This window comes from Streptomyces sp. R44 (assembly GCF_041053105.1).
Classification (GTDB): Bacteria; Actinomycetota; Actinomycetes; order Streptomycetales; family Streptomycetaceae; genus Streptomyces.
In genome coordinates this window covers 8,795,892-8,807,989 of the sequence record NZ_CP163444.1, presented here as the reverse complement: position 1 = coordinate 8,807,989, position 12,098 = coordinate 8,795,892, and the positions used below count along the sequence as shown (strand labels likewise).

At 68.7% G+C, this 12,098-nt stretch carries 10 protein-coding genes and 2 pseudogenes; 7 read left to right on the top strand and 5 right to left on the bottom strand.

Going from position 1 to position 12,098, the window contains the following annotated elements; genetic code table 11:
* Positions 1–225 precede the first annotated feature (225 nt).
* The 3 genes from AB5J54_RS40820 (at position 226) to AB5J54_RS40810 (ending at position 3,866) form a co-directional block, all read left to right on the top strand.
* Entirely contained in the window at positions 226–435 is a 210-nt protein-coding gene (locus tag AB5J54_RS40820; RefSeq protein ID WP_369149093.1) for a hypothetical protein, read from the top strand.
* Positions 436–1,048: 613 nt separating this feature from the next.
* Positions 1,049–2,509 carry a basic amino acid/polyamine antiporter gene (locus AB5J54_RS40815; protein WP_369149092.1) on the top strand — a complete coding sequence of 487 codons (1,461 nt, stop codon included), beginning with the start codon at positions 1,049–1,051 and terminating at the stop codon, positions 2,507–2,509.
* Positions 2,510–2,600: 91 nt separating this feature from the next.
* A complete protein-coding gene (locus AB5J54_RS40810; RefSeq protein ID WP_369149091.1) occupies positions 2,601–3,866 on the top strand; it encodes an arginine deiminase in 1,266 nt (421 codons plus the stop codon).
* A gap of 175 nt (positions 3,867–4,041) precedes the next feature.
* On the opposite strand, the gene AB5J54_RS40805 is transcribed toward AB5J54_RS40810, so the two are convergent.
* From AB5J54_RS40805 to AB5J54_RS40795, 3 genes are read right to left on the bottom strand one after another with little or no spacing between them, the layout of a single operon-like run.
* Positions 4,042–4,548, bottom strand: coding sequence for a DUF1269 domain-containing protein (locus AB5J54_RS40805; protein ID WP_369149090.1), 507 nt, complete (start codon positions 4,546–4,548; stop codon positions 4,042–4,044).
* A 14-nt stretch (positions 4,549–4,562) separates the two neighbouring features.
* Positions 4,563–5,219, bottom strand: a complete 657-nt coding sequence (locus tag AB5J54_RS40800; protein WP_369149088.1) for an FxLYD domain-containing protein — start codon at positions 5,217–5,219, stop codon at positions 4,563–4,565.
* A 46-nt stretch (positions 5,220–5,265) separates the two neighbouring features.
* Complete coding sequence (locus tag AB5J54_RS40795) at positions 5,266–6,360, bottom strand: chemotaxis protein (protein WP_369149087.1); 1,095 nt, start codon at positions 6,358–6,360, stop codon at positions 5,266–5,268.
* 1,025 nt (positions 6,361–7,385) lie between these two features.
* Here AB5J54_RS40795 and AB5J54_RS40790 point away from each other — a divergent pair.
* The 3 genes and pseudogenes from AB5J54_RS40790 to AB5J54_RS40780 all read left to right on the top strand — a co-directional run.
* Entirely contained in the window at positions 7,386–7,544 is a 159-nt protein-coding gene (locus AB5J54_RS40790; RefSeq protein ID WP_369149085.1) for a hypothetical protein, read from the top strand.
* Positions 7,545–7,842: 298 nt separating this feature from the next.
* Positions 7,843–8,256 (top strand): hypothetical protein, encoded by a 414-nt coding sequence (locus AB5J54_RS40785; protein WP_369149084.1) that lies wholly within the window; start codon positions 7,843–7,845, stop codon positions 8,254–8,256.
* 141 nt (positions 8,257–8,397) lie between these two features.
* Positions 8,398–8,682 (top strand): annotated as a pseudogene (locus AB5J54_RS40780) (transposase); the annotation flags it as partial.
* Positions 8,683–9,229: 547 nt separating this feature from the next.
* On the opposite strand, the gene AB5J54_RS40775 reads toward AB5J54_RS40780, so the two are convergent.
* Positions 9,230–9,547, bottom strand: coding sequence for a hypothetical protein (locus AB5J54_RS40775; RefSeq protein WP_369149083.1), 318 nt, complete (start codon positions 9,545–9,547; stop codon positions 9,230–9,232).
* Positions 9,548–9,671: 124 nt separating this feature from the next.
* Positions 9,672–11,339 carry a hypothetical protein gene (locus AB5J54_RS40770; protein WP_369149082.1) on the bottom strand — a complete coding sequence of 556 codons (1,668 nt, stop codon included), beginning with the start codon at positions 11,337–11,339 and terminating at the stop codon, positions 9,672–9,674.
* A gap of 482 nt (positions 11,340–11,821) precedes the next feature.
* Between AB5J54_RS40770 and AB5J54_RS40765 the strand changes: the two are divergent.
* Positions 11,822–12,090, top strand: a pseudogene (locus AB5J54_RS40765) (hypothetical protein).
* Positions 12,091–12,098 lie beyond the last annotated feature (8 nt).

Genomic DNA, 12,098 nt, shown 5'->3' with positions numbered 1-12,098 from the left:
TCTGAGCCGCCCGAGTCCGGGCAGGTGCCGGTCGCCGTACTCACCGGTGCGTCTATCCAGGTCACTCTGGGCGTCCTCCGGTGGAGAGACGCCCGGCAGGGGTATGTCGTTTCGCGCCAGGGACCCCTGAAAACCATAAGGAGATCGCCCATGTACGCGGTAATCCGGCGTTACGAAGGAGTGACCGACTCTGCCGAGGCAGGACGCCGAGTGGACGAGGGATTCGTGCCCATCCTTCGCAGAGTCCCCGGTTTCGTCGCCTACTACTGGGTGGACGCTGGAGACGGAGTGATGGTCTCCACCAGCGTCTTCGAAGACCAAGCCGGGGCCGAGGAATCGATCAAGCAGGCGGCCGCCTTCGTCAGGGACAACCTCGCACCCCTGCTCCCGCACGGTCCACAGGTCACCGCCGGCCCGGTCGTGGCCAAGGGGTAGCGACCTGCGCAGCGGGGCGCCACATCCTCGCCGCCTGCTCCGGCGTCTCGATCGGTCCAGTGAGAGCGGTCGAAGGTTCGAGCGCCGCCACGAAACCCGCGCCGGCTCTAACCGACGCGGCCATCGCCTGCCGGCCACCCTCAGCCTCATCGCCGTGGAGATGTACGTGGCCTGGGCCCCCACAAGTACGAACACCCGCCATAGCGCACTGCGGTGCCGGGATGCCACGGACCCGGTCACCGTAGTGCTCGGCGGGAGCACTCCGGCGTCACCGCCCCGGCGCGCCGAAGGGCGTCCGCCCAGCGCACTCTGATGGGCGGCTGGGCCGGGGGCCGCCGCGGGGCCAGGCTGCGTTGACTGTCTCGCCTTCGCCACTGGAGCGATCTTCCAGAGTGAAAGGGTTGGCAAATCAGGACAAATCAACCCCTCGGGGGCTAGATTCCCCTTTCAGTGGGCGGTCGAGCATGGTCGTCCGTCACTTCCTCGCGCAGGGGGCACCGGTGGAGACCGAGGAGCAAGGCGGGCCGACCCGGTCTGCGCTGCGCGTGCCCTCAGGCTGCGGCCGGCCGGTGGTCGCTGCCCCAACGGAACGCTCCCGTCTACGAGGTACGCCATGACCCATCCGGAAACCAGTACCGAGGTTCCTTCCGCCGGGTCGCCGCCCACGGCCAAGCTGACGCTGCTGACGCTCACCGCCATGGTCGTCGGCTCCATGGTCGGAGCCGGCGTCTTCTCCCTGCCTCGGCGGTTCGCCCAGGAGACGGGCGTCGCGGGCGCGCTGATCGCCTGGGCGGTCGCCGGCGTCGGCATGCTGATGCTCGCCTTCGTCTTCCAGACGCTCGCGGTCCGGCGCCCGGACCTGGACGCCGGCGTCTACGCGTACGCCAAGGCCGGCTTCGGCGAGTACCTCGGCTTCTTCTCCGCCTTCGGCTACTGGGCCAGCGCCTGCGTCGGCAACGTGACCTACTGGGTCCTCATCATGTCGACGATCGGCGCCATCGCCCCGGCACTCGGCGACGGCGACACCGCCCTTGCGATCGTCCTGTCCTCCGTCGGGCTCTGGTGCTTCTTCCTCCTCATCCGCCGGGGGGTGAAGGAGGCGGCTGCGATCAACCGGATCGTCACCGTCGCCAAGATCGTCCCCATCATCGTCTTCATCATCCTGGCGCTCTTCTACTTCGAGCCGTCCGTCTTCGCGGACAACTTCGGAGGCGCCGACTACGCGGGATCGCTGTTCAACCAGGTCAGCGGCACGATGCTCGCCACCGTCTTCGTCTTCCTCGGCGTCGAGGGCGCGAGCGTCTACTCCCGGCACGCCAAGCGCCGGGAGGACGTCGGACGGGCCACGATCCTGGGCTTCCTCAGCGTCTTCGCGATCTTCGCCTCGGTGACCATCGTGTCGTACGGCATCCTGCCGATGAGCGAGATCGCCGAGCTGCGGCAGCCCTCCATGGCGGGCGTTCTGGAGGCCGCCGTCGGTACCTGGGGCAAGGCCTTCGTCAGCGTCGGCCTGATCGTCTCCGTGCTCGGCGCCTATCTCGCCTGGACACTGATGGCCGCAGAAGTGCTGTTCGTCGCGGCCAAGGACAAGGACATGCCCCGCTTCCTCGGGCGCTCCAGCGGTGACGACGTTCCGGTCCCGGCCCTGCTCTTGACGACGTTCCTCAGCCAGGTCGTCCTGGTCGTCACGGCTTTCTCCGACGACGCGTTCAACTTCGCCCTGGACCTGACGAGCGCCCTGAGTCTCATCCCGTTCCTCCTGGCCGCCGCCTTTGCCGTGAAGATCGCGCTGCGGCCGCAGGCGGAGCGGGCGGTCGGGGGCGGCACCCGGCGCGAGCTGGTCGTCGCCGCCGTCGCCACCCTCTACACAGCCTTCCTCCTGTACGCGGCCGGGCTCAAGTTCGTCCTCGTCTCCTTCATCCTCTACGCCCCCGCCACCTTCCTGTTCGTCAAGGCCAGGCGGGAGCAGAACCGGCGCCTGTTCTCCCCAGCCGAAGCCGTCATCTGTGCGGTCTCCGTCGTCGGGGCCGTCATCGGAGTCATTGCCCTCGCCGCCGGCTGGATCGAGCTCTGAACCTGTCGGGATACGTATCCGGCTGGACACGTATCCGGCTCGACACGCATCCGGCTCGACACGTATCCGACTTCCCTCGGAAAGGCTGACCATGAATAGCACCCAGACCGGCTCCGTCCCGTCCGCGCTCGGCGTCCACTCCGAGGTCGGACGGCTGCGCAAGGTCCTGGTCTGCGCCCCCGGCCTCGCGCACCGGAGGCTGACCCCGACCAACTCCGACGATCTGCTCTTCGACGACGTCATGTGGGTGGAGAACGCCCAGCGCGACCACGCCGACTTCGTCAACAAACTCACGCAGCGCGGTGTCGACGTCGTCGAACTGCACCAGCTGCTCGCCGAGACCATGGCGATCTCCGAGGCGAAGGCCTGGCTCCTCGACCGGAAGATCGTGCCCAACGAGGTCGGCCTCGGGCTGGTCGACGACACCCGCGCGTTCCTCGACTCCCTCGCCCCGCGCGAGCTTGCGGAGTTCCTCATCGGCGGACTGTCCACGGCCGACCTGCCCGATGATTTCCGCTCCGGGTACGTGTCCCTCGCTAGGGAGGGAATCGGGGCACGCGAGTACCTCATGCCGCCCCTGCCGAACACGCTCTACACCCGCGACACCACCTGCTGGCTGTACGGCGGCGTCACCCTGAACCCGCTGTACTGGCCTGCCCGTCACGGCGAGACGCTTCTCATGAAGGCCGTCTACACCTTCCACCCCGACTTCAAGGGTTCGAACGTCTGGTGGGGCGACCCCGAACAGGACTGGGGCCAGGCCACCTTCGAGGGCGGTGACATCATGCCGGTCGGCAACGGAGTCGTCCTCATGGGCATGAGCGAGCGCACCTCACGCCAGGCCATCACCCAGGTCGCCGCCGCTCTGTTCAGGAACGGCGCCGCCGAGCATGTGATCGTGGCCGGCATGCCGAAGCTGCGCGCGGCCATGCACCTCGACACCGTGTTCACCTTCGCCGACCGCGACATCGTCACGCTCTACCCGACGATCATGGACGCCGTCCACACCTTCTCGCTGCGGCCGACCGACAAGGCGCCGGGCGTCGAGATCACCGACGAGGGCACCACCCCGTTCGTCGACGTCGTCGCCAAGGGCCTCGGTCTGCCCGAGCTCCAGGTGATCGAGACCGGCGGAGACGTCTACGCCTCCGAACGCCAGCAGTGGGACAGCGGAAACAACGCCGTGGCGCTCGAACCCGGTGTCGTCTTCACCTACGACCGCAACACCCAGACCAACACCTTGCTGCGCAAGGCTGGGGTGGAGGTCATCACCATCATCGGCGCCGAACTCGGCCGCGGCCGGGGCGGCGGCCATTGCATGACCTGCCCGCTGATCCGCGACGCGGTCGACTTCTGATCCGCGACGCGGTCGACTTCTGATCCACGACGCGGTCGACTTCTGAACCGCGACGCGGTCGACTTCTGAACCGCCCCACGCGCGTCCAGACGCCCACGGGGCTGCCGACTCCCTTGTGAGGGAGTCGGCAGCCCCGTGGCTCGCGTGCGTTCCCGAGGACAGTTCGGCCCTGGAGTCAGCCCGCCGTCTCGGGATCGGGACCAGCGAGCTGCTCGGCGAGCTCCCGCTCGCTCTCCTGCGGGAGGGAGGTCTTGAGGACCGTTCCACCGAAGGGCTCCATGGCGGCGGCGAACCGGTCCTCGGTGACCTTGGAGGCCATGATCACGACGGCTGCCGAGCCGGGCTCGAGAAGTTCACTCACCTTCTTCCGGAACCCGTTGTCGACACCCATCTGGGTCAGCTTGCCGATGAGACCTCCGAGAGCCGCGCCCACCACCCCCATGGCCGGGGTGAGGATCAGGATGCCGAAGACCATGCCCCACAGCGCGCCGGCCGTGGCGGAGAGGGCGATCTCCTCCTTCTTGGCGGGGGTGTCCACATGTGTCTCACCGTCCTCGTCGACCCTGACGACAGCGAGACCGTTCAGGTCGACGACATGGTCGTCGCGGAGCTTCTGGACCTCTTTGAAGGCCTTGGTCGCAACCTTGTGATCGTCGTAGCCGATGACGATGAGCTCGGACATACGGTGTTCCTCTCTCAGTACCTCTGTGCTTGGGTGAGGCGCGGCGTGAGCACCGGCTCCGGGGGCTGTCTGCTGATGACCAGGGGCTGCTTCCGCTCGCCGGGCGCGAGGTCCTCGGCGCCGACGAACTGGGTCTCGACGACCTTTCCCGACGGGTCGAGGAAGTCGACCCGGACGGCGTAGGAGGCCTTCGCGCTCGTCTTGTTGGTGATGGTGACGACGACGGTGAGCAGGCCGTTCGTGTCGGCCCGGGGCTTGCCGGTCATACCGACCTCGTTCAGGGCGTTCCCCCTGCCCTCGACACCCTTCAGGGCGTCCTCCGCCGCCTGCCGGGATCGTTCGACCTCGGCGCCGATCGACGCCTGGCGCGACGCCTCCCGGGCGGAGGCCGAAGCCGCCGCGGACGATGCCGAGGCCTGCGCGGAGGCGATCCGCGACTCCGCCGCCGAGGCGACGGAGGAGGGGTGTTCGCCGGAGAACGAGGCGGTGTCGGGCGCCGTGGGACGGTCACTGAACGCGGGTCTCCCTGCGCCGTCCCCGCCCGAGTCGCAGGACACGAGGCCTGCCGCCGCGAGCGCGGTCGCGACGACGGCGACGGCGGCGCCGGCCGCCCGGGCGCGGACCGGCCGGGCGCGGACCGGCCGGCTCCCGTGGGGCGATGAGGTGTTCACGGTTCCTCCCGTGGCGTGCGGTCGTGGGCGATGACCGTCGTCGCCGTCAGTAGCGCAGTGCCGCGGCGATGCGATTCACGTCCGCCAGGGCGTCGTCGTGGACGAACCGCACCTCGGCGCCCGTCTCCAGCGCCTGTTCGACGATCTCGTCCACGATGTCGTCGCGGGAGTCGAGGTCGGACGGATCCGCGGGTTCGAGATGATCGCCGTAGTCACGTACGACGGTCCGGTAGTGCTCCTCGACGCCGAGCAGACGGATCCGGCCTTCCTTCGCCGCCTCGTGCACCTCGTCGAGACCGCCGGCGTACTCACGTCGCCCCCGTGCCGCGTCCAGCTCGGCCAGCACGGTGGCCGTCACCGCCTCCTCGTGGGCGGCGAGCAGCGGCGCCACGGCCTTCCGCACGGCTTCCTCGGGCCCGTGTCCGAGACCGCCCTGATGGAGGGTGTCCGTGCCCTGCGGCAGCGATCCCGTCTCTTCGAAGAGAGCGACCGCCGGCGGCTCGCCGATCACGTACAGCTGTCGGCGCTCGGAGGCGAGGACGGTCCGCAACGCCTCGTGCGCATCCCGGAAGAAGGTGCGCGTGTCCTCGTCGCGGAAGGTGCTCGGCAGGTCCCCGATGCGTTCCTTGCGTTCGGCGTCCGGGTCGTCCAGGCTCCGCGTCAGCGGGAATCCGTCACCCGTGTGCTCGACGGCCCGCTCGGGTGAGCCGTTCCACAGCGAGATCCGGTCCGCCGCCACCGTCAGGGCCCAGTAGGGACGCTCGGCGGAGCGGGCGGCGACGAGATTGCGTGTGAGGAAGGTGTCGGCGATGACCACCCGCTCCGGGACCGTCCGCGCCACCGTCCACACGTGGTGCTCGCCCGGCGCCACGTAGATCACCAGGCCGTCCTCCGCGTGGACGAGGTCGACCTCGGCGACCGCCCGCTCCAGCTGGCTCAGCACGTCCGCACGCCGCTCGCGCGTCACGCCGGGGTCATTCTCGAGGTCCTTCTCGGCCCGGGCCAGGAGGTTGCGCAGCCGTACGGGATCCTGAGCGTTGTCCGGCGCGCGACGGTGGGTCGGCATCAAGAGCGACACCGCGGGGTACGGACGAGGCTGGCGCAGCTTGCCAAGCGCTTCGGTACTGAGCTCCGGGTACATGAAACACCTTTCGATGGACAGGAAGGACCGCGGCGATGCAAAGGGCCGGCGCTCCGATGCCGGGCTTGCCACGTCACCGTCGGCGACCGGGTCCGAGAGCGGTGGGCGCCCTGCTGATGCCGGCTCTGCGGCGGTCGTGCCGATGACCTCGAACATCACGGACCATGACTTCATGGCTTCATGGCTTCATGGCTTCATGGCGGCGTGGTGGAACCTCTCCTCAGCGACAAGGACGAGATGACGCCCGTGTCGTCGGCACAGGGCCGGTCAGGGCGTCGAACGAGACGACCGCGTACCCGTTCAAACCCACGGCGTGGCCGCGCTGCAGCGCCTGCATCGTGCAGCAGGCCTTTTCGGCCACGGCGTGAGCGTCGCATCTGACGACGGTGAGCTCGGACATCCACACCCTCCAGAGAGTCCCGCAACCGGCTGCCGGCGCGAGCTGGGGCACACGGGGTCTCGGCGCACCGAAGCCCGATCCACAATTCGTCATCATTGCCCGAAAGAGACCCATTCGCGAGTCGGCGAAGCGGCACCAGCGGCGATGGCTCGTGACCGTGGCATCACGCCCCGGACCGCACACCGAACACCCCGCACGCCCGGGCGCGGAAACCGGCGGAAGCGAAAGCAGCGGGCACCCTCGGCTCTGCCCGACTCCCCCTGCTGACAGTCCCTCTGACGGGACCACTCACTCGACTGCCCGCAGTTCCCGAAGCGCCGTGCTACGAGTGGTGGGACGCCGACGAGCCCGGTCCGTCGCCGCCCACTGCCATTACCGTCTCGCCCCGGCCTTCGAGAAGCTCTAGGAGACCTGCGCCATGCACCTCGCTGACGCCTGGGTCCGTGATGCCCTCCAGGACCAGGGTCCGTGGTGCCCGTGGAGGGAAGCCGGCTTCTCGACCAGCACATGGGGGTCGATGTCCTGCGAGGGGGACAGAGGCTCGCGGTCGAGCGCTGTGGTGCGTGGGCAGCTGTGCGGCGCACAGGCTGTTCGTTTAGCGGCAGGTACAACGCTGCCTGCGAGAGTGGCCGGGCAGGACGAGGAGTGGGTCGAACGGCTCATCGGCATCACCGGCTGGATCCAGCCGCCGCAGCGACCAGACCCCGACTGGGCGCAGATCGAGGCGCGCAGGGGCACGCGCCTTCCCGGCGACTACAAGCGCATGGTGGAGACGTTCGGGTAGGGCTCCTTCGACGCGTACCTCCATCTGAACCAGGAACCGTGGACCGACTTGGAGGAGGACGGCCTGCTTGTCTGGGCAGACACCGAGCACGAGAACCTGTACTGCTCGCGTATCGACGACGGAGACCCCGACCACTGGCCCGTCACCATGCAGACGTCCGACGGCGCGAGTGCGGTAAGCGGCTCTCGCGGTGGCCTGTCCGCCCAAGGCCGTACGGGGACACGGGAGGAAGCTTGTGGTGCAGACAACAGCGCCCCGACTCTTGGCTGTTGGGCGCGGGCCGTGAGATCGTCCGCAGGTGAGCGACGCTGCTGGGGAAACGATTTCGGCACGACCGGACGACCGTACCCCGTCCGTTCTGCGCTTTGCGGTGGAACTCGTCGCCTGGGTGGCGACGCCCTGGGCGCTGGCCAGCCACTCATGGCTGCTCGCCGCCCTGTCCGTGGTGCTCCTGATCGGCCTTCCCACGTGCTTCTCCACCCCGGGTGACAAGGCGAACGTGATCATCGCAGTGCCGGGCTGGGTCACGATCCTTCTGGTGCTTCTCCAGCTCGCCGCAGCCGTGGCCTCCTCGTGGCTGGCCTGGCCCGCGTGGGCGGCGGGCCCCGTGACCCTGCTGGCCGCCGCCACCCTCGTCACGGAGCGCCGACGCTGGCGGTGGCTGGCATCCGGCGCACCGACTCGTCGGCTGAGGCGGCCTTCCGCCAACTGAAACGCTCAGTCACAGCTGAGTCGAAGCTCGATACCTGTCACCCGGCGTGCCGATCGACGTAGGTGAAGGTGCGCGATCAAGCATGGCGGTTGTCACTGGATCAGCGCACTAGTAGTGCTCCACTACGTCGAGGGATCACGCCTGGTGGTGGGCTCCTTCGGTCATGAGGCTCAGGGAGTGGAACGGCTCCGGGGTGAGTTGTGGGGGTTGTCTGCGGGGTCTCATGCTGGACGGTCGGCGGAAATCGATCCAGCCGATGGCCGAGCTGCTGGCGGACGGGAAATGCGGGCCCCGCAGCAGTTCGTGAACCAGTCGCCGTGGGATCCGCTGCCGGTACGGCGGCGGATCAGCGAGCGGTTGTGTGAGGCGCCCCGGCCTGAGGTGTGGATCGACTATGTGTCGTTCCCCAGGTGCGGCACGGCGTCGGATGAGCTCGCGGTCGTCGTAGACGAGACCGTGGATCTCGCCCCGCGCGGTGACGCGGCGGCCCCCGGTTGGAGAGGGGGATGAATGAACGGCGATCGGTGCTCCCACACCCGGGGAGTGCTCCCTGCCTGGAGTGCACGGCGTGCCCGGGGTGTCGACCGGCTGCGGGAACGGTGTCACGCACTGTTCGGTGACGGCGGCCGGGCGGCGTGCTGCGTACCGTCAGCCCATGCACGATCAGCAGTACCAGGATCAGGACATCGCCTCCGGGGCTACGGCTGCCGAAGCCGTGGTGTTCGCTTGCGTGACATGCGGATTCGCGCTGCGGGCCGTTCAGGCGGCTGCCCACTGTTCCCGAGGCTCCGTACTGCGCGTGGTGGGATGCGGATGAGCCGGGCCCGTCGTCGGCGACTGCGCGGTCAGGCTGCGATGCGGCCGAGACGGAGCCGTACGGTGCGCCCTTGGTCGTGCCCGAGGTGCCCGGGCCTGTGATGCCGCAGTTCGACGAGGATGTCGTCCTCGTCGAAGGGCCGGGTCCACTTGCCTTTCAACCTCCGCTGCCAGCCTCGACGGTCTCACCGCCAGAAACAGCAGTGACTTCGCCCCTCCATGTCCAGGGTTCCTGGCGTGGTTCCCACGTCACCTCAACGGTGGTGTCGTGGAAGTCGCGCGCAAGGTTCTTCAGCATCGTGGCAGCGGCGGCCAGCGCCACTTCGGGATCGAGCAACACCTCGCTGAGACGCCCGCAGACCATCCCGCCGTCGACGGTGAGGATGCTGTGGCGCCAGCCCTCCGGCGTCGCCAGCAGGACGATCCCCCCGGGCAGACCGAAGGGAGGCCGCTTCTTCTTCTGTCGTGTCACCACGCAGACATCCAACACCGGCAGGGCCGTAAGCCCCGGACATGGGCTGCGAAACATCCCCACACAGACGAACGGGAGGCCTGGGGCGGAGGAGTTCTAGGCGCGCTGGACCGGCCCTGAGGTGAGATCACCTGACCGGCGTCACGATGGTCGCGGTGTTGTTCACCTCGTTCGGGTCGGGCGTGGTGCTGCTCACCTTCGCTGAGTCGGTCACCACCCCGCCTCTCGCCGCGACGACCCTGACCACGATCTGGGCCGTGGCCTGTGCGCCGCCCTCGAGGGATCCCAGCGAGCAGGTCACCGTGTCCGAGGAGCCCACCGGAGGCACCTTGCAGCTGCCCTGTCCGGAGCTGGCGCTGACGAACCGGGCGTCGGGAGGCAGCGTGTTGTTGAACTGGACGTTCTCGGCATCGGTCGGCCCGTGGTTGGTCACGGTGACCGTGTAGGTCAGATTGGCTCCGCTGACCACGCTGTCCGGGACGCCACTGAGCGCGAGGGCCAGATCGGCGGTCGGCCGGGTGAGGGCGAGGCTGTATTGATCGCCCGCGGCGATGGCCGTCACACCACTGAGGGAGTAGCGGCACGGTGCGGTCAGCCCGGACGCGCAAGCCTTCACCGGCGTGTTCCTTTGACCGACGGTCGAGCCGTCGCCGAGCTGGCCGGACAAGTTGGCTCCCCAGCTGTGGACGGTGCCATTGACGACGGCCAGGCTGTGGCCGAGCCCGGTTCCGGCATCGCCGGCACTGGCGGCGATGGCAGTGACTCCGGTGAGGGGGTTGGCGGCACAGCTGGTCTGACCGACGGCGCAGACCGGAACGGGCGTCAGTCTCCGGTCCGTCGTACCGTCACCCAGCTGACCTGCGTCATTGGACCCCCAGCTGCGGGCGGTGCGGTCGGACAGCACGGCCAGGCTGTGTTCGTTGCCGGCGGCGATGGCAGTGACTCCGGTGAGGGGGTTGGTGGCACAGCTGGTCTGACCGACGGCGCAGACCGGAACGGGCCTCAGTCTCCGGTCCGTCGTGCCGTCGCCCAGCTGGCCGAAGATGTTGTCCCCCCAGCTTCGGGCAGTGCCGTCGGACAGCACGGCCAGGCTGTGGAGATCGCCCGCGGCAATGTCGGTCACACGGCTCAGTACACCGACGGGTGTGCTTCTCGGGATTTGCGTGCCGTCGCCTACCTGTCCGAACGTGTTGTAACCCCATCCAAGGGCACGGGAGTTGGATTGCAGCGCCAGGCTGTGGCTACCTCCGGCGGCAATGGCGGTGACCCCGGTGAGGGGGTTGGCGGCGCAGTCGGACTGGTCGGGCGCGCAGACCTGCACGGGCGTGAGCCGTTCATTGTCGCTCGTGCCATCACCCAGCTGGCCGACGGCGTTCAGGCCCCAGGCCACCACCGTGCCGTCGGCCCGTACGGCCAGGTTGTGACCGTCGCCTGCTGCGACGGCGATCACGCCGCTGAGGAAGGAATTGCAGGGCGCCGTTTGTCCGACGGCGCAGACCTGCACGGGGGCGCTTCTCTGGACCTTCGTGCCGTCACCGAGCTCACCGTGAAAGTTCGCCCCCCAGGTCCACACCGTGCCGTCGGCGCGCAATGCCGTGGTGTGCCGGTCTCCAGCAGCCACGGCCACGACGCGATCCAGGGGCGAGGAACAGGGCGAGGCACCGCACACCCGGACCGGTGTGCGGCTGTAATCGATCGTGGCGTCGTCACCGAGCTGGCCTTCGCGGTTGCTCCCCCAGGAGAACTCTGTCCCCGGGTCCCCACGCTGACCATCACTCGCCTGGGCGCTCTGCAACGCCCCGGGGTATAGCCCGCTGCACAGCAATGCGACCACGCCGGCGGTCAGGGCACGTCTCGCCGGAGACCGGCCATGGAAGGCAAATCTCATGATCATCCTCTCGTGCGGATCGCGAACGGTCCTGGGCGAGCTCTCCTGGGGGCGCCCTAAGGACGAATCCTTGGGGCGAAGATCCCTGCCCGCACCCGCACGAGTCATTTGGCTGCCCCCTGTCATCCGTCGAGCGACCGCGAGGCGCGTGCGGGCACGCCGTTGACGACGGCTTCAACGACACCGTGGAGACCTACGGGCCCCGCCACGAACCACCCGGTGGACGCAGCCCTCGCTCAAACACATCCCTGGACGCCTCAAGGACCATCGCCGGCGGACCCTGCATCGTCGACGAGAGGCCCTGGATCGGTCTGCCACGGCTTCGACGATCACGTCCGTGCGACGCGCACTCAACCGGCCACCGAGTGTCGGACTGGCCGTCAGCGTGGATGGCACAGCCGCGAAGCTGCCTGATGTACGAAGCCGATCACGATGCCCCGGAACCCGGCGCCCAGCCCAGGCCCAGCTACGTGAAAGGACGGGTAGGCGGTCAGTTGACGGCCTGCTGTTCGGCGTCACCGGCCGGGGCCCGGACGACCTCGCCGAGGGCACCGCGCTCATCACCGAGAGCGGACACTACGGAACCGGAGGGCGCGCCCCGTACGGCCGGAGAGCTGGTCAGGCGCGGTACTTCGAAGGGGAGGGGCACTCCCCCTGACCCTGGAC

Bases quoted from the DNA above. Each gene is read 5' to 3' on its own strand.
- AB5J54_RS40805 (WP_369149090.1), bottom strand. From the start codon at position 4,548: ATGTCCGAGCTCATCGTCATCGGCTACGACGATCACAAGGTTGCGACC.
- AB5J54_RS40795 (WP_369149087.1), bottom strand. From the start codon at position 6,360: ATGTACCCGGAGCTCAGTACCGAAGCGCTTGGCAAGCTGCGCCAGCCT.
- AB5J54_RS40815 (WP_369149092.1), top strand. From the start codon at position 1,049: ATGACCCATCCGGAAACCAGTACCGAGGTTCCTTCCGCCGGGTCGCCG.
- AB5J54_RS40810 (WP_369149091.1), top strand. From the start codon at position 2,601: ATGAATAGCACCCAGACCGGCTCCGTCCCGTCCGCGCTCGGCGTCCAC.